Source organism: Taishania pollutisoli (assembly GCF_014518315.1).
In the GTDB taxonomy this organism is placed as follows: domain Bacteria; phylum Bacteroidota; class Bacteroidia; order Flavobacteriales_D; family Crocinitomicaceae; genus Taishania; species Taishania pollutisoli.
Genome location: NZ_JACVEL010000022.1, coordinates 1 through 18,987 on the forward strand (window position 1 = coordinate 1; position 18,987 = coordinate 18,987).

Annotated in this window: 20 protein-coding genes; 7 read left to right on the top strand and 13 right to left on the bottom strand. The window is 49.3% G+C overall.

Features of this window, described 5'->3' with window-relative positions:
* Positions 1-339, bottom strand: a 339-nt coding sequence (locus tag H9Y05_RS15845) for a hypothetical protein (protein ID WP_216714852.1), incomplete at its 3' end; no start/stop codon positions are given.
* A gap of 165 nt (positions 340-504) precedes the next feature.
* Here H9Y05_RS15845 and H9Y05_RS15850 point away from each other — a divergent pair.
* Entirely contained in the window at positions 505-1,155 is a 651-nt protein-coding gene (locus H9Y05_RS15850) for a hypothetical protein (RefSeq protein WP_216714853.1), read from the top strand.
* A gap of 30 nt (positions 1,156-1,185) precedes the next feature.
* Here the strand turns inward: H9Y05_RS15850 and H9Y05_RS15855 are convergent, their stop codons facing one another.
* The 11 genes from H9Y05_RS15855 to H9Y05_RS15905 form a co-directional block, all read right to left on the bottom strand.
* Positions 1,186-2,658 carry a DUF4055 domain-containing protein gene (locus H9Y05_RS15855; RefSeq protein WP_216714854.1) on the bottom strand — a complete coding sequence of 491 codons (1,473 nt, stop codon included), beginning with the start codon at positions 2,656-2,658 and terminating at the stop codon, positions 1,186-1,188.
* Positions 2,659-2,670: 12 nt separating this feature from the next.
* Complete coding sequence (locus tag H9Y05_RS15860) at positions 2,671-3,942, bottom strand: phage terminase large subunit family protein (RefSeq protein ID WP_109251292.1); 1,272 nt, start codon at positions 3,940-3,942, stop codon at positions 2,671-2,673.
* Entirely contained in the window at positions 3,932-4,438 is a 507-nt protein-coding gene (locus H9Y05_RS15865; RefSeq protein WP_216714855.1) for a hypothetical protein, read from the bottom strand. Before H9Y05_RS15865 ends, H9Y05_RS15860 begins: the two co-directional genes overlap by 11 nt.
* Before the next feature lie 922 nt (positions 4,439-5,360).
* Complete coding sequence (locus tag H9Y05_RS15870) at positions 5,361-5,510, bottom strand: hypothetical protein (protein ID WP_216714856.1); 150 nt, start codon at positions 5,508-5,510, stop codon at positions 5,361-5,363.
* The gene (locus H9Y05_RS15875) at positions 5,507-5,737 is read right to left on the bottom strand and encodes a hypothetical protein (RefSeq protein WP_216714857.1); all 231 of its coding nucleotides are present in this window, start codon (positions 5,735-5,737) and stop codon (positions 5,507-5,509) included. The genes H9Y05_RS15870 and H9Y05_RS15875 overlap by 4 nt, the downstream gene beginning before the upstream one ends.
* Entirely contained in the window at positions 5,734-5,889 is a 156-nt protein-coding gene (locus H9Y05_RS16625; protein WP_016062404.1) for a DUF2737 family protein, read from the bottom strand. Before H9Y05_RS16625 ends, H9Y05_RS15875 begins: the two co-directional genes overlap by 4 nt.
* Complete coding sequence (locus H9Y05_RS15885; RefSeq protein ID WP_216714858.1) at positions 5,886-6,071, bottom strand: hypothetical protein; 186 nt, start codon at positions 6,069-6,071, stop codon at positions 5,886-5,888. Before H9Y05_RS15885 ends, H9Y05_RS16625 begins: the two co-directional genes overlap by 4 nt.
* Positions 6,072-6,256: 185 nt before the next feature.
* A complete protein-coding gene (locus H9Y05_RS15890; protein WP_216714859.1) occupies positions 6,257-6,727 on the bottom strand; it encodes a lysozyme in 471 nt (156 codons plus the stop codon).
* A complete protein-coding gene (locus H9Y05_RS15895) occupies positions 6,724-7,014 on the bottom strand; it encodes a hypothetical protein (protein ID WP_216714860.1) in 291 nt (96 codons plus the stop codon). Before H9Y05_RS15895 ends, H9Y05_RS15890 begins: the two co-directional genes overlap by 4 nt.
* A gap of 361 nt (positions 7,015-7,375) precedes the next feature.
* The gene (locus H9Y05_RS15900) at positions 7,376-7,810 is read right to left on the bottom strand and encodes a hypothetical protein (RefSeq protein WP_216714861.1); all 435 of its coding nucleotides are present in this window, start codon (positions 7,808-7,810) and stop codon (positions 7,376-7,378) included.
* A gap of 579 nt (positions 7,811-8,389) precedes the next feature.
* Positions 8,390-8,887: a hypothetical protein gene (locus H9Y05_RS15905; protein ID WP_216714862.1), complete on the bottom strand. Its 498-nt coding sequence runs from the start codon at positions 8,885-8,887 to the stop codon at positions 8,390-8,392.
* A gap of 1,528 nt (positions 8,888-10,415) precedes the next feature.
* On the opposite strand from H9Y05_RS15905, the gene H9Y05_RS15910 reads away from it, so the two are divergent.
* Positions 10,416-10,586, top strand: coding sequence for a helix-turn-helix transcriptional regulator (locus H9Y05_RS15910; protein WP_016047069.1), 171 nt, complete (start codon positions 10,416-10,418; stop codon positions 10,584-10,586).
* A gap of 286 nt (positions 10,587-10,872) precedes the next feature.
* The gene (locus H9Y05_RS15915) at positions 10,873-13,059 is read left to right on the top strand and encodes an AAA family ATPase (protein ID WP_216714863.1); all 2,187 of its coding nucleotides are present in this window, start codon (positions 10,873-10,875) and stop codon (positions 13,057-13,059) included.
* Between the two features lie 14 nt (positions 13,060-13,073).
* On the opposite strand, the gene H9Y05_RS16630 is transcribed toward H9Y05_RS15915, so the two are convergent.
* A complete protein-coding gene (locus tag H9Y05_RS16630) occupies positions 13,074-13,292 on the bottom strand; it encodes a helix-turn-helix domain-containing protein (protein WP_015984911.1) in 219 nt (72 codons plus the stop codon).
* 133 nt (positions 13,293-13,425) lie between these two features.
* Here H9Y05_RS16630 and H9Y05_RS15925 point away from each other — a divergent pair, with 133 nt between their 5' ends.
* The 4 genes from H9Y05_RS15925 to H9Y05_RS15940 all read left to right on the top strand — a co-directional run.
* Positions 13,426-13,956 carry a hypothetical protein gene (locus tag H9Y05_RS15925; protein ID WP_216714864.1) on the top strand — a complete coding sequence of 177 codons (531 nt, stop codon included), beginning with the start codon at positions 13,426-13,428 and terminating at the stop codon, positions 13,954-13,956.
* 41 nt (positions 13,957-13,997) lie between these two features.
* Positions 13,998-15,425 (top strand): DUF2800 domain-containing protein, encoded by a 1,428-nt coding sequence (locus H9Y05_RS15930; protein WP_216714865.1) that lies wholly within the window; start codon positions 13,998-14,000, stop codon positions 15,423-15,425.
* A gap of 254 nt (positions 15,426-15,679) precedes the next feature.
* Positions 15,680-16,306, top strand: a complete 627-nt coding sequence (locus H9Y05_RS15935) for an ssDNA-binding protein (RefSeq protein ID WP_216714866.1) — start codon at positions 15,680-15,682, stop codon at positions 16,304-16,306.
* 57 nt (positions 16,307-16,363) lie between these two features.
* A partial coding sequence (locus H9Y05_RS15940) for a DNA polymerase (protein WP_216714867.1) occupies positions 16,364-18,987 on the top strand: 2,624 nt, incomplete at its 3' end.

An 18,987-nucleotide genomic window follows, 5' to 3' on the forward strand; every position in this document is an offset into this window, starting at 1 on the left:
GGCGGCCCATACTTGTTCGGCGGCCGGTGTTACGAAATTAGCGTTAACGTTGGTCGACAGGGTTTTTACGTTCCAGTTAACTTCATAGTCTGAAAGCTCACGGGCATCGGCCAGTAGCTTCTCATACCACCCAGACGTAATCCCGTTCAGCGCTTGCTCAAGTTCCCGCAGCATGGTGGTAAGTCTCGCCGCCGTTCTGCTGTCATCACCAAACAACAACACCTGCCGCTTAACCTCATCGCGCATCTGCTGGATGAATGGCGCCAGGTCTTTTACTTCGCTACTGGCGTTGCGTTGCAGCCATATTTGATGGCTGATTAATGATGTAAGTAGTGGCATATATCCCTCCTGTTTGCGTTGTTGATGCATCTTAGCATGGCATAGGTTATTCCTACACAAACACCTAAAAAAGTCTAATTTGCTATAATTTTGCGTATTAATGTTTGCATAAACAAAGAAATTAGGAATATAATTTAAGTGAGGCAATTAACTGAGGAAAAAGATATGAAAGCGCAGACTTTAGAGTTCCCCTACGGTGAAATTGAGTTCACCAGCGATGAGTATATTGATGCGTCAACACTAACCATTCAAATGAACCAATGGAGATTTGATAATGGTCTTCAACCAAGAAATCTTGCGCAGATACTGAAAACGGACGACTGCAGAGACTTCATGCGTGTTTGTGAAGAGGAGACTGGCGTTGTTCCGCTGAAAACAACGAGAGGGAGGAACGGGAAAACGTGGTTAAGTCTTCATTTGGCGGTATATATTGCTGAGCAATACAGCACTTATTACCACTTCCTCGTTATAGACCGTTTCTTAACTCAACGGCAGGTAGAACTCCGTAACATTGGTGCTGTTAGTTTTGTAGAACTTAATGCCGCCGTTAGCCGGATGATTGAGCGTACGGAGGGTAGGATTGGGCGTATCGGTCACTTCATACATGTGGCGAATGCGATAAAAGAGTCTATAGATATCCGTGAAGTAACCGGTTTTGATACTTGGGACTCTCAGGACGCCAAAACTAATCAATTACGGAGTGATATTCAAAAGGCTATGGTGACGTTGTTGGATATGGAAGCAGTCAACTCATGGGATGAGCTGAAAGAGACGATACCGCGGGTTGTGCGTAAATGCGCGGCTAATATCCGCTAAAACTAAGGCCCCGTAATGGGGCCTTTTTCTTTACTCCTGTTGTTGCGCCGCTTGCGGAATCTCCCCTGCTACCTGAGTAACAGCGCCCAACGGTAAAGGTGCATCTTCAATAGCGTCCTTAATATCAGCGTCTGTCCAGTCGGTAACACCGGCCTTACGCAATGCCGCATAGTAAGCCGTAGCAGGCAGCAATCCCGCATTAATATCCGCCATCCATGCAGCCCTGTCTTGAGCTGTCATAGGTTCCAGGAAGAAGTCCATATTAAGGCGGAATTCAACCTCGGTATCTTCGGGTTTACCCAACATTACCGCCACCCAACGTAAAGCATCTGTATATGCCTGGCTTACGTTACGCGCAATTGTCGCCATGACGGATGTATCGGCACCGCGCTGGATTCGGGCAGATTGTGCGGTGATTTGCTGAGTCGGGGTGATAAGCTGCGCACCAATCTGGATAGCTTGCTGTTCTTTGTCCAGCATATTCTGGCGGGCAAGGTTGTTCTCGCCTGCCTGGATAAGCTGAGCGCTACCGCCGTACCCCAGGTTATGCCCACGCCGACTACCAAATTTGATACCGTTAGGGTTCGCTTCCTTGAATGCTTGAGGTGTTAAGTTCTCGCCTGGGTAGATAAACAGGGTCGGCTGCCCAACAACGAAGCTGGATTCTTCGTTGTCCGCGCTGTTCCTGTAGTGCCCGATGTTAAGTTCCGCGAGTGGTAGTAGCGGAGCGTCGTCGATAGTGGCGTCGTTATTGGTCGCCCCAATAAAGGTAAACGGAATTACCCCTCGTAATGATTCCCCTAAGTCCGGGTAAATCTCCACGACGTCTTCCTGCGCAACACCTTCGGCATCGAAACGAAAAAGACGTTGACGGTAATTACCATCAGTGTCAATGTCCAGGACGCGATACTGTTCTCCGTATTTAGTTTCGAACTCGTTTCCAGGTTCGTTGTACTCCCATGTCTCGCGCAGCACAACCATAGTTACCCGGTTTACAGAACCTACGCGCGTGAGTCGCCAGTTAACGATATTCTCGGTAGTGTAGAAAGCGATTGTAGGGTTAAGCAAACCTGCGTTTTGTTCGGCGGCCGTAGCTGCGCCGGTTTCTGGGGCGTCAACAAGAAGACCACCACGACCTACTGAGTCAATCTCCATGAGCGTGTCCTGCGCATGCTGTATTAGGCCTACACCAGACCCATCTGCATTTTTAAGCAGGTATTCCAGCTCCTTCGGAATATTGATTTCTGGTTCTTTGCGCATGACGCTACCGACCATTCCCGACAGCGTTCGCCGGGTGAAGTTGTATACGATGCCGCCCGCCTCGTATTCTGCCTGACGCGCTTCGCCGTATGCTTTATCTGGTTCATTAAGGCCGACGTTGCGTAAGTAGCCAACCAGGTCCCCAGCAAGCGCATGGCGCACCTTCTGCCATTTCGGTGCGTAGTGCAGCCATTCGCGGTGCTTGGTTTTTACGCCAGAACCCTGGCCGTTTGCTGTTAACATTTAATAATCCTCTTAAAGTGCAAAAGTAACCGGGATATGGGAAACAGGTTTAACCAACGGCATTTCGTAGGCGATAGGGTATCCTGTCGCGTCGTTCTGGTGGTCGTTGCCGCTTGTCTTATCCGGTATACCGTTTTTATCGTAAGCCTGTTGCTCCAGGCAACGTGCTGTAACCGGGCAAGCCTGCTCGTTGACCATTAATCTACCAGACTCCAGCGCTTTATTCACCGATGCTACACGGTCTTTAACCGCAGGGTTAACTGATTTCGCACGTATCTCGAAACCCGCGTTCTGTAATTGGGCAATATCTGACGTACTGGCATCAGTCGATTTACGGTTCTTGCCGCTGGCGTCCGGGTACATGACGATGTGGTGGCCGTGTCGTTTCCACCGCTCGGTAATCTCCCTGACCACATCCGGGGTGTCGAACATATCCACCAGCTCGGCTACCGCGTGCCAGACATACTCACGCTGAACATACACGGTGCTAGCCATATGCCCGACGTTAAAGTCCTGCCCAATATACAAAGTTTCACCCGGTTGTATAGTCTCCCGGCTGCTGTTCTTACGTCGGTCGTAAGCATAATACACGCTGCCGGATGTCAGGTTGACAAATTCGCCGTCGATGTAGGCATCAATTAACTGGCCTGGATACGTATCCCGCAACGACTGCACATAATCTTCCGGTAGAAAGGGATTGGATGTTGTCGAGGCCTGAATCATTTCATAGCCTGGTTTCTTTTTTACAGCCCATCTGTCGTGCACAAAACGGAAGCCTTCTGGCGTCGTAAATACCGAAACTGTATTAGCGGGCTTCGGGGTAATTGGACGATATGTACGCGGCAACTGACGGTTACGGGCGATAACTTTGTTCCAGGCGTGCTCGGCGTGGTCTTTATTTAACGTGTCCAACTCGTCGATTTTTGCGCGGAACGATTCGTAGCCAACAATTCGTGCTGGATTATCCAATGTGCGAAGGACAAAATCCCCGAATTGCCCGGATGAGGTATAAATGATGTTGTCGGATTTATTATACTTGTAGCGAATACCCCAATCAGACAACTTCTCTTCCATACGCGGAGCGAGGATAAGGCGCACCAGGTCGTATGTCGGTTCATACATGGCGATAAGTGAATCACTACCACCTTCCATGCTGTCTAACAGGGCGGAGTTGCACATGACTTCCGATTTACCTGTGCCGAAGCCAGCGACGAAGGCCGGGAATTTACAATGCAGATTAAGGAACGCGCCTTGCGGTTCTGTAGCCGTTATATCAACGTTCACCGGACACCACCTTAATAGTTACTTCGCTAATTGGTTCGTCGCGCGTTTCTTCCACAACAGTTTTATTAAGCCCAAGCTTTGCTGCGGCGAACGTAGCAGATATCCCGGCGGCACCGGTCTCCGTGAAATACGCCTCTTCCAGGGCTTGTGCCGTCTCGTATGCTTCGGCGAATGCGGGAACCTCTCGGAGCCATAGCTTGATAATCGGGATGGTTACACCGATGTGTAATGCGAAGCGGGCCAGCGACGGCGGTTTGTCCTGGATAAGCGGGCGTTCGTCGCCTTTAGACGTGGGTGCGAGTTCCCATGACGTGCGGTCGAAGAACCGGATTAATTCGTCGCAATAGTCCGGGTCCCATAGTTCGGCGGAATGTCTGGATGACTGATACAGGCTTTGTTTACCACGCGGACGTTTACGGCGACGGTTTGCGTTAACCGCTTCTTCGTGCGCGGCAGCCACTACTTCGGCGTCAGGCTGTTTTAATTTGAGTTTCATGCAATCCTCTCTTAAATGCGTATGACCATCATAGCGCATCAGACACCCCCTGAGCGTCTATTAAGGATTGTATAGGGAAAGATAGGCCTGTGTACAGAAAAGCCCGCATATGCGGGCTTGTGTCAGTTATATAGGCCGTGTCGTAGTGCTCTTCTACCATCGCCGCCGTAATGGTCGTTAGCTGCGGCGATAACCCAGGCGTTCGGGATGATTAGTAATCTCATTTGAAAAACCACAGCAGGATGCCGGCCGCTCCTGATACACCCAAGCCTAAAAACATAGGCCACCACAGATATCGGGGAAGACTGTTAAACACAGTCGGTTGTTTTATTAGCGCACTGAGAAAGGCAAACCAAAACATCAGGTCGCCAGTGGAATCGGTAGCCTTCAAAATCTCAATCATTCTCCACTCTCCTCTTTATAAACCCACCATTTACCTACGGCTTCCCATCGCCACCCGCGACTATGTATGGCTTCGAACCTACGACCAAATACTGTTTCAGCATACCACGTAAAGAATAAACGTATCGTACGCCAGGCACCTCGCTTGCACCCATTAATGCGCCAATACTCTCTCATCATCCTTGTAAGACTTACCGCCTCAACAAATGGCCAAAGAAACAAAATCCACACCAGGTATATGACCACAGCAAGGAGCAAAGTTGTAAACCCGATACCCATTAGGACTAGAAAATCATTCATAACCCCTCCAGCTTCATGCGGTCGTTGCGAGATACTCCGCGTTTCGTGTAGATTACCGGTGATGTTTTCGTATGGGTCATCAGTCTGTTGTTATAGATAACATGTTGCTCGCATTTTGTATCATGGCGGTACTTAGATAACGTCATCTCGTTAAGCCCAGTCTCGCGGCACGTATCCGCTAATGTGCCGTGGGCCTCTATTAGTTTTGGGATACTGGTAATCATTCCTGTTCGCTCTCCTTCTCAAGTCGTTCCAGCAGCATCTTGTATGCTTCTAACTGGAATTCTTCGTTCATTGACAGGCCCAGCTTACTTACAGACTCCAAATACGTGATGCGTTGGCGCAACGTTTCTTTGCATACTCGTTTCATCGTTTAATCGCCCCGCACTTAACACACTGTCCGCACATATCTTTAGGATTGTAATCAAAATCGTGCGCACACTTATTCAGGTCATAACGGTTGATAAGCTCCCGCCGATGCTCATTAAGATAGTCCGGCACGGCTTGGTGCGCCTCGATTTGCGCGTCTACAGCTTCAATCTTAAACCTGCCGTTGGCGGCTTCTACCATCATCTTTTCATATTCGTTGTTAGTCATTTCTTCTTACCCCACATTCGATTGAGATACTTATTCTTGTCGGGCCCGGGGAAACTGTTGCGTTTTAACAGTTCCTCGCGTGTTGGGAATGGCGTATTGCCTACTTTCCCGCCCACCTTTAACGTTACTGCTACCTGTCCGTTGTCGCTCATTCCTTCTCTCCTGCATAAACTGCTTTAAGTGTCTGCATCGCGGCGAACCAGAACGCATCCGCTGGAATCCGTGTACTTAGGTTATTAACGGCAATGCGTGCCATCAGTTGTGCGTCTTTGAATGCTTCGGTGTCCAGTAGCGGTTTGCAATGGTAAAAAACTTTATCGCTTTGTAAGTTCATCTTCTCCACTCCGTTCTCGTTGTCAATGAGCTAAATATAATAGGGTTAATGTTACTCGTCAACTATTATTTCTGGATACAGATAAAAAAAAATCCCGGTAATGGTCAGTTACCGGGATAAAGGAGCTAGAGGGATGAATCAACAGGAGCAGGTTTAGTATCCCAGGAACTCCCCTATGTGTCAACCTACTTAGCAGCGCGCCCTACAGCTTCGGCCTGTTGCCACAGCATACCGTCGAACAGTGCAACACGACCAGCAGCTCGGCGCCGCAATCCGAGGAGTGATTTGCCGTTCTGATAATGGAACTGAGTTAACTTATTACGCAGTGTAGATGCATCGCCTTTGCGCAGCGCCTGACCTGTTCCGGTTGACACAGCAATCGCACCTGCACCAGCGTTATACACCAGGTCACACACGGCGTCGAACTGTGACTGATTTAGAGACGGATGCGCTACGGCGTCTACAGCAGCTACGGCCTTAGCCATATCTTTATGCAGAAGCAGGAGACCCTGGCCTTCGGTAATCTTCTGACCTTCTTTTACATCTGCGCCGTTGTGGCCGTAGCCAATAGTAAAGTATTTTTCTGAAGGTGTCGCGCGGTAGGCGGTCCCNGCGGAACCCCTCGAACGCGGCGGTGAAGTGTAATCCGTTGTCACTGATGTTTCGGTTTGACATACATCCTCCGGTATTTGTAGTAGCGGGCGCCTTTCACGCAAATATGACGCACCGATTTAAGCGCGAATACGGCGACGAGAGTCGTAATTATGAATGGCGGGATGCCACCGGTAAAGAGATGAGCTAGCCCACCGGCGGCGGTAACAACGGACGCCATATACAGCAGCCGCCCGAAAAGACCGTCTTCAATCCAGTGGGCGTAGATATTAATTAACGAGGTGATGATGATTGCGACCAGGCAAATGGCGCCGATTTGTGAGTTGAGCATGTTATTTCCCCCACGGTAACTTAAAGTTGCTGAGGGACGAGTCGGCGGCCTCAAATAATTTAAGCCAGAACATACCTACGCCAAAAGGAACCAGGTACTGACCCTCAGATTGCGATAATTCATAGTAACTTATAATGATGGGGGATGCGTACACTGCACAACAGGCGGAAGCGGTGAGATGGCACAATCGCAACCATGGCGAAATAGCCTCACGCTTCTTAATCTGAGATACGGCACCCCCGGCGAGGCCCGCCACACTAAGCCAAAGGTATTTATCGTCCACAATAAAAAATCTCCGAAAGTTAGTTTACCTTCGGAGATTAACATTTATACGACAATTTTAGTAACAGATAATTCGGATTTATCCTAGTCTATGCGTTATCACTCTTCCATCGGTACCAGGGTCAAACCTCTTCGCAACATCTACTGCTTCCGTTGCCGTTGCACCCAGAAACATGGCTGTAAGTGCATACGGAGCACCTGTGCCTACGGCAGCAGTGTGGTCTGCAATTGGTATAACCGAGCTTAACGGTGCGTCCCACGCCCTGCAGAATTCTACCGCGAAAATACGCTTATCCTCTTTAACAAACACCAGCGCCGAAAAGTCGAAGTCGTAGTGCTTGGGCGTCAATATCTCATCATCAGCAACCAACAACATACCCACCCCAGCGTCCCCGGATACCCCTATAACAAAGTGGTCGTTCTCGTAAATCTTGGTATCCGTGTGGTATTTGTAATTGCCGGTGACACAGGTATCACAGGCCATGGTTTTGCCGTCGAAAGCTATCGTAGTCATATAAGTTACCTGAACGTATAAAGTCGAATAGATGGCTTGTGCGGGATTTCGGAATACCCGCGTTTACGCCACAGTTTGTACAGTTTAACCGCCATATGCGCCCGGGCCTGGCTACTGAACTCACCGAGGTTTACCACTTTCTTACCGTCGTAAGAGTGCGCGCGCCACAGACCTTTGCCAACACAATACTTCGGCTGGTGTACACCTGGTATGCGGGGGTACACATCTGGCATCTCATTAGCTGGCTTTACTCGCGGCTTAGGTTTACGTTTACGCTTGTCTTCTTCCTTAGGTCGAGTAACCTTCTTTGTTACCGCCGATGAAGGCGGTGCGAGGTTAATTCCGGCGTGTTTCAGGATATCGGTCGCGAGACTCATAATCACTTCTCCTGTTTACCAAGTCGCTTAGGTGAGCAGATAGCGCGTACTTCTGAATCATTTGGCTTGTCGCCCTGAAACAGGAAGTGTGCATTCTCGGCGGCGCGTGCCGCTGACTGACAAGCTTCTAATGTGTAGAACGTCTCCGATGCCGCAAGTTGCATCTGGCCTGCGGTCAAGACCCAGATGAATAATACGCTTGTCATCTCTTCATCCCGCATTTCTTGCACATCATCGACGCACTTGTATCGTAAAAGTACCAATCGTGCTCGCATTCCGATGTATCATTTTTCGGTTTATATTCCCCGTCGTCCCACTCACGTTTACCACATTTAGAGCAAAGCTCACTACCAGGAACGTTGTTCGGATTGCCTTCGCTGAGAAACAACCCAGGCATAATAATCCAAGAGTGTTCACATCCCTGCACGTCTTCCTTACGGCAACCAGATTGCTCAGGTCCGTGTTCGCCTACTACGTAGCTCTTCCCTTTAGGCAGTGGGCCGCCGTGGTTGGTTACACGGTCGAAGTCCTCATTCATTAGTTTTATTGTTTCCTGCAACTCAGCCACCAGCGCCGACGCATCCCGTAACTGATTCTTAAGTGACTGCACCTCATGCGCCAGGTCTTCGCACTGGTTGTTATTTACCTGTTGCCGTAGTTGGTCAATCAGGTACTCGAATACTTCGTTTTTGTTACTCATCTTCTAACTCCCGGTAAACGCATTGATTGTCGCCAACACACACCAGGCAAATACCTAAATCGTTAGTAATCCGGTACGCCTCTTCAACTGTCAAATACTGATACATGCCACGCCCTCTATCTCGTTTCGATGAAGTAATAGTACACTATTATATTTGGTTACGTCAATACTATTTCACGATTAATTTATCCTGGCGCATCAGAATGCGACGTGGCTTCTTCGCGTAGGCCCGCCACCACTCGACGCGAGCATAGATGCCGTGAAGCGATGTTATTTTGCCGTGTTGGGTCTCTCCGTTACTCCCGGCCCAGGTTACGAGGTCGTTCGGTTTCATTGTTGCGTCTCCTGCAATAGTTGCTTCGATTGTTGCATTTCGTGAAATAGAAAAATATTAACAAAAATGGTACGCTGCTACTCAGCAGCGTAAGTCACTCAGTAAAATCCTAAATAGTTGTTACACTTCCGGCGCCGCAGGCACAGGCATCCTGTGCGTCACGTACTTATCGTAGTGATTCCAGAACGGCTTTCTCCCGTCATCAGGAACTATGTAATAATCGTGCTGAACTGCGTTATTCAACGCCTCATACACCAGGTAATCTTTCTTCAGACCATTGTTAACCGGCGGGCCCTCGACTACGGCCCAACGTTCGAATGCTTCTCCCATACCAACCCCCTCAATGCATGCACCGCGTAAACGGCGCTGACAATTAAAAATAAACGGCAACCTCCTTTAAGATTCACGGCCCGACGACTCAGACTCTTTAGAATCTTTTGCCGTGTAGTTATTTCCGATTAACGTTACATACCGCACGTCCATAAACCCGGCACACCCCCAACTTACACTCCTGACAGCTAACATCTTTCTTATCTGGTCAAGAACTATGTAATATTCGTGAGAGATAGTACACCGCACTAACTGGCCCTTCTTAAACATGATTCATCCTCTTGTCTCGTTAACCCGCAATAGTAGTACTCTACTATATTTGGTTACTCAAGTGCCTTTCTATTCTTGTCTCCCGTCCCTCATCAGGTAAGCGCTTGCCGTAAGGCAAGTGCGTTAATCCCTGAGTAGTAGACTAAGAATCTTTCGGCATTTTAGTTACGTTGCCGTTGTGGTTCTTCAACCAGGGTTGTGCCTTTATTCTTATTACCTGGTAACTAAAGGGCAGGCCTTAAGCCTGCCCACTAATCGTTACATTTTACGGTTGCGAATCTACGGCACATCAAGGAAATCAGATACTTAAGAGATATGCTGCCGATGAGAATATAGCTCGCCCAAGGCAGTTCAGATACTAAGGAAGGGAAGTTACTGAGTTTTAAGTTTGCGGGTTTCAGTAAGCCTTAACGCGTTTCCGCTTAGGGCGGAACCGCTAAGCTCTCACAAAGTGAAACAGAAACTTAAGTAACTTGAAGTTACAAGAGACAACTTACACGAAAAAAATGAAAATGTCAATAGGTGTGTTTATAGTTGATTTCCCATTATGCCGTGGGTATACTTGCTTTACTAACTGAGATGGAGGGTTTGATAATGACACAGAATGAAGTAGCTGAGCTTATTGGGGTTACCCGTCGCACGCTGAATAACTGGTTAAGAGACGGCAAGTTCCCGGATTGTTGTGTCCGGATTATGGGTCGCCGGATGCCGGGAACATTCGACAGGGAGAAAGTGGAAGCGTGGATTAGGGAGAATGTAAAGTGACCGCTTTCCAGAAAAGAGTATTTAGAGCTGTAGCTGCTCTTACATTTAAAAAGGGGTCATGTAGTGTTCTTGACTTGCGCCGGGCTTATTTTCAGTACTATAGTTCCTCTCTCATCGAGAGGTCGCTGGAGGTTTTGGTTCGGGACGGAGCAGTTAAAAGTAAGGCCGGTAAATATTCGGCAGTAGCTGAAGTTAAAGGCTCTCAGGCAACACCAGAAGACCTTGAATAAAAGAAAAGCCCCAACGCGCGAACGTCAGGGCCTTAAACACTACAAAGGAAAAGCACATGTCAACAGGTAATTTAGCATACTCATGGTCGCGTAGCAATCGCCGTGAGGAACGCGCTGACATTAACGTTTACACCACGACTTCCGGCACCTGGGATGAGTTCGTTGAACTTATGCAGCCGCTTAAACGTTCGCGCCGGAACCCCAAGACAGACCCCGGATATATCACCGCCGCGTGTACCGCCACGGTAAGCTCTACAGGTAAAGAAGCCGCCGAAGGTATGTTTTATCGCTGCAATGCGTCCGTAACGTCTTCATCCCTGGCTTACGCCGATGTGGATAGTGCGACTCCGGAAGAGTTCGCCACCGACTGTGAGATGGTGCGCGAGTCACGTTTCGCAATGATGCTCTACACCACGGCATCCCACACCGAAGAAGCGCCACGATATCGCGTCGTTATGCCGGTACGCACTCCTGTAACAGGTGGGGACATCATCCGCATTCGGTATGGTCTGCTGACGCATTTCCTTAAAGGCCGTGACGTAGATAGCGCGGGCTTCACCCTGTCCCAGCCGATGTACCGCCCGCCCGTAGGAAGCCAGGTCATCGTATCTGAAAGTAGCCGCATGATTACGGCGAGCAAGCTTATGGAGGGAATTCCTGAAATTAACGTTACCGGTGCTTCTGATTATAAAGTGCCGGAGGGTGAGCAATCTGAGTTAACTGACCTGTTTGAAGAATTCGCCTTTGAGTTCGGCGGCCGTATGACCGACCGCGGCCTGCAAATGCCCGCGACGCCGGAACATGCTGCCCAATACTCAGCGGGAGAGCCGAAACAGGACGACTTCCTGTTCTGTTGGCCCCGCGATGGCTTCGAGCGCCCTAATGTAACCATGTACCACGACACAGACCTGGTAGCTACGGGCTGGATGACCCCCGGCGGACGGGATATGTGGGCTTACGCTTGCGCCGCTACCGGTTTGCCGTTTGACCGTGTAGAGGCGGCGCTTGGGTGGGCCGAGGGGGTCACTTGCGACGAAGAAGACCTGGCCGACGAAGAACCGCCAGCACCACAAGCGGACTTCATCGTCGAAGGGTACATGCCGTCCAATTGTATCTGGGATATCGTTGGTGAATCCGGGACGTATAAATCGTTCTACACACTCGGCATGATGTATATCAGTGCTGCCGGGTATCGGTTCGCGGGGGCGGACACCCGTAAAGCCCATCATTTCTATATTGATGGTGAGGGTGGGGAGTTCACGCACACCCGTATCGCTGCGTTGGCCGCTAAATACGGCGATGAAGGTATGCGATATATGCATGTTCTGGATGCCGGTGAGTTCGCGGATACGAAGAAACTGGTGCGTAAAATGCGCCAGCTAGCAGGCAGTGAACCTGTCGGGATGGTCGCTTTCGACACTCTTAACCAGACCTTCGGGAACTGGATAGACAAATTTAACGAGAACTCCGCGGGCCAGGACGGGATGGGGCGGGTAGTGGCGATGCTCAAAGAAGTACGCGACGGTACTAAAGGCGCTGTAGGCGTTGTCCACCACACCCCGAAAGGTGGGAGTAAGGCGCGCGGAAGTGGGGCGCTGTACGCCGGTGTCGACGTCGAACTTACGCTTGTACGGGCGACCGAGAAACAAATAAACGTTGCACATACCAAGAACAAAAACGGTATGCAGCAGAAAACAATAGGTATGGTGCTGGAACCGGTACAGTTTCGCGAAGCTCCACCACCGAAAGAGTTCCAGGCTGTAGAATTCGTTGGGGGCGAGGGATACGGGGAAATCGTTAACCTAGACCTGCCGGAACCGCATAAAGCTCTTGTACTCATGCCGTGGGGCTTCCAACCGTTCGAAACGGACGAGGAAAAAGAGCGCAACGAAGGACTGGACGGTAAAGGTAAAGATTCCGTAAAGGATACAGTTAAACGGTCTAAAGATGCTTCCGCACGAGAATCGGTTATGTCTGCTCTCGAGGATTTACAGCAAGCCGATGATACCGGACGAGGTTTCACACAACGGCAAATAGTCGCCAGGGCTGGGGACCACAGCATAACAAACCTGGTGCTCGAGAAGATGCTACGAGAGGGTGAATTGATGCTTGGTTGCGATGAGAATGGTGAAGTTGTAACGAATACTTACAGGTTGCCGACGGGTATAGATGACCGTAAGCGGCCAAAGAACAGGTATGAACCTAACGACAACATAAAGACAACAGAAGGGGATTTAGAGTAAAAAGAAAGGGGCCATCAGGCCCCTGTATCACCAAAGCTTAACCATCGAGGGTCAACACCGAGAGCATCGGCAATGTGGAAGATTTTAAAACAGTCTACCTTACACACCCGACCGGTTGCCAGATGGGTAATAAGGCTTTGGGATACGCCAGCTTTGAAAGCAAGCTCAGTTTGACCCATGCCGATTTCTTTGCGGCGGCGCTCTATGCGGGCGCCTAATTCGGATTGCTGCATATGTTTACTCCTTAGTTAGATATGTAGTAATAGTACAGTAATAAAATACACGACGCAATTTACGAAAAAGTGCTTGCATAAATAATAGAGCACGATTATAGTTCTTATCACCAACTAAACAGGAGAACAAATAATGTTAGAGAAATTCTTGGTATTACTTGAACGTTTCGTAGTTGCCCATGAACTGATTGCTGCGAATAGCGCGAAACAGACTGTGTACCAACTTAAAAGTGATATCACTGCGGTAAACAAAGAGTTGATAGAAAAAGCGGTAGAAATGGCGACGCCGGATGAGTATCAGACTAATTCCGCGGTACGCAAAGCGCTAGAAAAAGAGATTCCGGTCGAAGGTGAAAGCATTGTTGACACTAAACCGGCAGAAGAGGAGAAACCAAAACGTAAGCCGCGTAAGGCAAAAGTAGAGGAACCAGTACCGGAAGAAGAGAAGGAAGAAATTGATTACCAGTCTCTTCGCGACCAGATTCAGGCTATCGACGATGCAATTAACGAAGGCCCTAGTGATGCTGCGTGCGATGATTCCGATGAACTGCTGGAAGAGTTCACCGGTAAGAAAATGAAGATTGCCGCGATTAAAGACGAAGACCTTGCTGAATACCTGGAACGTCTGACAGCAATCAAGAACAAGTATTTCGAAGAAGAATAATTATCCCGCGGCCTTCGGGTCGCCTTTCAGGAGGATGAATAATGATTCTAAAAGAACGCGGCGGTAATAATGACGTGCACGCCCTTCTGTCACCGTCAGGAGCTAAAAAGTGGCTGGCGTGCAGTGCATCGCTGGCCTGTGAAAAAGATATACCCAACACATCTGGTAAAGCTGCGGTATTGGGAACGGCAATGCACACACTGGCCGAGACTCATCTTAACCAGTACATAAAAGGAACTGAGCTGCCGTTAGAACGCGATGTAGGTGCGTATGTGCTGGAGGAAGGTAAAGGCGCTGTTAAAGCATTAATTAAGCCGATGAAAGGTGCGGTACTGATTACGGCAGACATGATTGAGCAGGTGCGCAAGTACACCGACTACTGCAAAGCTATAATCGACGTAGCAACTTACGCCAAGCTGGAAATGCGTGTCAATCTTACTGAGGTATTACATCCAGGATACGAAGGTGTTGAGACGTTCGGGACCGCCGACCTTGTTGCCGTTCGGGAGATGGCGAACACAGACGAGCACATGCTCATTATCGGCGACCTGAAAACAGGACGGCATCGTGTTGAAGCGAAAGAAAACAAACAGCTTATGCTTTACGCTCTCGGTGTTTATCGCAGACTCAAGAGACGCTATAACATAACCGTTGTTCGTCTGGTCATCTTCCAGCCGTACGCTGGCGGTGCGTCGGAGTGGGACATCTCGGTTGAAGGTCTGGAACTGTTCGCTAAGTTCGCGCAGAAACGCGCACTGTTGGCTCTTGATGCATATTTCCGTGGCAAGAAGAATCTGAAAGCGTCGGACTTCAAGCCGTCTGTCGATGGTTGTCAGTGGTGTCGGTTCTCGGAACAGTGCCAGGCAAGGACTAGAGCGGCCAATGACGTTCTGGCCAAAGAACTGGAGAATGATGCAGATGTATATCGGCGGGCCGTAGAACGGGTGGCTAAGTTCTGCAACGAGGCGGACTATATGAGCGTTTGGGAGGATGTTCAACCGAGCGATATCCTTAAGTTGCTGCCCGACGAGACAGATTTACCTAAGAAGCCAGTTAGAGAGGATGACTTTGCGTTAGAACTTACCACTAAACAACTAGTGGCTGAGTATGAGAAGTTGCCGTTTTTGCGTCAGCACATCGACAAAGTAGAAAAAGCGATGGCGGCCGCGCTTCATTCCGGTAAAAAAGTGCCGGGGTACAAGTTGGTTGAGGGTCGTCCAGGTAATCGCATGTGGAAAGATGAAGATGCTGTAAATAAATTTAGGGAAAACCATGTAAACGGCTATCTGCTGGATAAGACTGTTCCTGTATCGCCGACCGAAGCGGAAAAGATCATCGGCAAGGAAGACCCCGAACTTTGGGTTGAGCTATCTAAACTAGTAACTCGTAAGCCGGGTGCGCCATGTGTCGCATCGGCGGATGATAGGCGACCTGATTGGAAAAATATTACGGAGGATGATTTGGAATGAAGAAATTGACGTGGTGGTTGCTTGCCACCCCGCTAATACCGGTGGCTTTTATATACTATTTAATGAGAGCGTTAGAGAAAGTTGGTGAAACGTCGGCGATTTTAGCTGACAGGATGCTAGACTCAAAAATGAGGATGAAATATTTAGCATGGCGTAATCGAAAATTTGGTTGACAAGTTAATAGTACTCTATTATATTCTTAATCACTGGCCGGGCAGCTTCCCGGGTAAACTCTAAAACGCGAGAAAACTAAAATGGGAATCAAACTTAATCTTCGTAAAGTACAAACCGCATGGCTGAACGTATTCGAACGCGCTAAAGACCGTGAAAATAGCGATGGCTCCATTACTAAAGGTACGTATAACGGTACTTTTATTCTTACGCCGGAACATCCGCAAATTGAAGAACTCCGCGATACAGTATTTGCCGTAGTGTCGGAAGCATTGGGGGAGGCCGCCGCCGAGAAATGGATGAAGCAGAACTACGGCGAAGGTAAGCATATGGATAAATGCGCCGTGCGCGACATCGCTGAACGTGATAACCCGTTCGAAGACTTTCCGGAAGGTTTTTACTTCCAGGCAAAGAACAAGCAACAGCCATTAATCCTGACTTCGGTTAAGGGCGAAAAGCAGGTAGAACCAGACTTCAACATCGACGGTGAACAGATTGAAGGCAAGCAGGTATATAGCGGTTGTGTGGCTAATATCTCAATCGAAATCTGGTTTTCCGAGCAATATAAAGTTTTAGGCGCAAAGCTAAACGGCATTAAATTTGCCGGTGAAGGGAAGGCATTCGGTGGTTCCGCGGTTTCTGCCAGCGTCGACGACCTGGAAGATGATGAAGACGGAACACCGCGTCGCGAACGCCGCCGTAACCGTTAATATCTTCTCATTCCATTTAAGGCGGCTTCGGTCGCCTTTTCTATAAGGGTCAAATAAATGAATCTGCTTTATCTCGATACTGAAACATTCTCAGAAGCCGATTTGAAAAAAGTCGGTTCCTATGCTTACGCCGAACATCCGACTACCGAAATTGTTATCTGCACCTACGCTTTCGATGAAGGCCCTGTGCAAGTATGGGACGCCACCGACGGCAGCGATATGCCGCGCGATTTGCGTCGGGCGATGCTAAAGCTGCAAAAACCAGACAGCAATCTCAAACTGGTAGGCCAAAACTTCCTTATGTTCGACCGACCAGTTATTAAGCATTGCTGGGGATTCGAACTCCTGGTAGAAAACATTATAGACACTATGATAGTCGCGTTCCGACACGCTCTCCCTGGTTCACTGGCTGCGTTGTGCGAGGTTTTAAACATTGACGCCAGCATGGCTAAGGATAAACGCGGTAAGGCGCTGATACAGCGATTCAGTAAGCCTACGCCCAAGAACTATAAGATTCGACGTTATACTGCCGATACCCACCCAAAAGAGTGGGCAGAATTTATTGCATACGCAAAAAGCGACATTACGTCCATGCGTGAAGTGTATAAGAAAATGCCTAAGTGGGGGAATTCTGAGTTCGAAGACCGCGTGCTGCACTTAGACCAGGTGATTAATGACCGAGGATTTAAGGTTGATGTGGCATTGGCGGAAGCAGCGATTGAAGCAGTCACGCGCCATAAAGAAGAGTTACAGGAAGAAGCCCAACGTAAATATGGCGGTTCACTAACCGGCAAAGACTTCTTGCCTATTTTACAGGAACTAGCACCGGCACACCGCATCCACAACGCACAGAAGTCGACGCTTAACGACTTGCTGGCAGATGAGGATTTACCGGACGACGCCCGCACTATTATCGAGATGCGTCTCGGGGCTGCTTCTACCGCATCGACGAAATACGCGCCGTTGCTGTTAGGCCGTTCTTCAGATGACCGCCGCCGTGGTTGCCTGCAATACGGAGGAGCGAAGCGAACATTGCGGTGGGCGGGGAAAGGTTTTCAGCCGCAAAACCTGGCGCGCGGGTATTATCACGACGATGAACTGGATAGGGGTATTGCCGCGTTACTTAAAGGCCGTGCACACCGCCGCTTCGATGTAGCTAAACTAACGGCATCGACGGTGCGTAGCTGCATCATCCCGGAAGCAGGACATAAGTTTGTAGTTGCCGATTACTCTAACGTAGAAGGCCGTGGTTTAGCGTGGCTGGCGGGCGAAGAAACCGCGCTTGATACGTTCCGCGCCGGGCGGGATATTTACTGCGTAACCGCAGGTAAGATGTTTGGCATGGAGCCGGATTACATTAAGAAAGAACGCAAAGACTTACGCCAGATTGGTAAAGCCTGCCTTCACCGCCATACCCAAGTTTTGACCGATGGCGGATTTAAGGATATTATGGTGGTCACATCGACAGATAAAGTATGGAGTGGCGAAAAATGGGTGAATACAAAAGGCGCGCACCTTATGGGATGGAAACCGGTGATAAATGTGGACGGGGTGCTAATGACCGAAGACCACAAAATCTTGACGCATTCCTGGAAGCAGGCAAAGCAACTCGTTTCAAACAAATATATGATGGACCGCGCCCTGGAGATAGGTATGGACGCCTGGTTATCCTGCGCGAGTTACCAAAACGACAAGGCCAAAGACAGCTACTCGTCCAATGTGATTGCGGAGAGATGCCGGGGCGGGTCTATTATGACAATGTCAGGGCAGGTAAAACCACTCAATGCAACCGTTGCGCCCTTGAAGCAACAAAAAAATATCGTAAACAATATTTCTGCTACGAAGACGCAATGCCGGATGATGTGCACAGAACGCGATTACTCAACCGGCTATCCGCGGCAATCACGCGAACAACAAGCCCCAGGGATAAGGGTTATAAAAACTATGGGGCAAGAGGCATCACGGTATTTGACCAGTGGAGGACTGATAAAAGGTCTTTTCTTAGATATGTTCAAACTCTGGAAGGCTGGGATGACCCGAACCTCGAAATGGATAGAATCGACACAGACGGTAACTACGAGCCTGGCAACATTCGGTTTGTCAGCCGTTCTGAAAACTGCCGTAACAGACGTCGAATACCTGAGCTTCAACGAAAGTATGATGCAGCCGTTGCCCGCATTGCTGAGCTTGAACGGGAGATTAACCTACTGCGAGCCAGTTTACGACCTGATTGATGTGGAAGACGGCAACCGTTTTCTTATAGCCTCAGACTCGGGCTTTCTTGTGGCGCATAACTGTGAGCTTGGCCTCGGCTACGAGGGAGGTGTCGGAGCGTTCGTTACGTTTGCTAAAAACCTGGGTCTTGACCTTATTGAGATGGCAAAAACAATGGACGGGACTTTCCCCGACCACATCTGGGCTGCTACTGCACGTGGGTATGAGTGGGCGCGTATTCAGGAAGCCAAGAGACCACCGCATCCCGGTGAAAAGGATGACAGGCCGTCGTATATTCTGGACAAGAAGGTGTGGCGCACATGTGACGCGATCAAGCGTATGTGGCGTGAGTCACACCCTGAAACAGTAGCGTTCTGGCGCGACCTTAAAGACGGAATTTTAGCTGCTGTTCGTAATCCTGGTCGTGAATTTTGGGCTGGGGCACACTTGCGCCGGAATGGTGAAAG

Coding starts and splice junctions, on each gene's coding strand:
- H9Y05_RS15850 (WP_216714853.1), top strand. CDS start 505: ATGAAAGCGCAGACTTTAGAGTTCCCCTACGGTGAAATTGAGTTCACC.
- H9Y05_RS15855 (WP_216714854.1), bottom strand. CDS start 2,658: ATGTTAACAGCAAACGGCCAGGGTTCTGGCGTAAAAACCAAGCACCGC.
- H9Y05_RS15865 (WP_216714855.1), bottom strand. CDS start 4,438: ATGAAACTCAAATTAAAACAGCCTGACGCCGAAGTAGTGGCTGCCGCG.
- H9Y05_RS15870 (WP_216714856.1), bottom strand. CDS start 5,510: ATGAAACGAGTATGCAAAGAAACGTTGCGCCAACGCATCACGTATTTG.
- H9Y05_RS15875 (WP_216714857.1), bottom strand. CDS start 5,737: ATGACTAACAACGAATATGAAAAGATGATGGTAGAAGCCGCCAACGGC.
- H9Y05_RS16625 (WP_016062404.1), bottom strand. CDS start 5,889: ATGAGCGACAACGGACAGGTAGCAGTAACGTTAAAGGTGGGCGGGAAA.
- H9Y05_RS15885 (WP_216714858.1), bottom strand. CDS start 6,071: ATGAACTTACAAAGCGATAAAGTTTTTTACCATTGCAAACCGCTACTG.
- H9Y05_RS15895 (WP_216714860.1), bottom strand. CDS start 7,014: ATGCTCAACTCACAAATCGGCGCCATTTGCCTGGTCGCAATCATCATC.
- H9Y05_RS15900 (WP_216714861.1), bottom strand. CDS start 7,810: ATGACTACGATAGCTTTCGACGGCAAAACCATGGCCTGTGATACCTGT.
- H9Y05_RS15905 (WP_216714862.1), bottom strand. CDS start 8,887: ATGAGTAACAAAAACGAAGTATTCGAGTACCTGATTGACCAACTACGG.
- H9Y05_RS15910 (WP_016047069.1), top strand. CDS start 10,416: ATGACACAGAATGAAGTAGCTGAGCTTATTGGGGTTACCCGTCGCACG.
- H9Y05_RS15915 (WP_216714863.1), top strand. CDS start 10,873: ATGTCAACAGGTAATTTAGCATACTCATGGTCGCGTAGCAATCGCCGT.
- H9Y05_RS16630 (WP_015984911.1), bottom strand. CDS start 13,292: ATGCAGCAATCCGAATTAGGCGCCCGCATAGAGCGCCGCCGCAAAGAA.
- H9Y05_RS15925 (WP_216714864.1), top strand. CDS start 13,426: ATGTTAGAGAAATTCTTGGTATTACTTGAACGTTTCGTAGTTGCCCAT.
- H9Y05_RS15930 (WP_216714865.1), top strand. CDS start 13,998: ATGATTCTAAAAGAACGCGGCGGTAATAATGACGTGCACGCCCTTCTG.
- H9Y05_RS15935 (WP_216714866.1), top strand. CDS start 15,680: ATGGGAATCAAACTTAATCTTCGTAAAGTACAAACCGCATGGCTGAAC.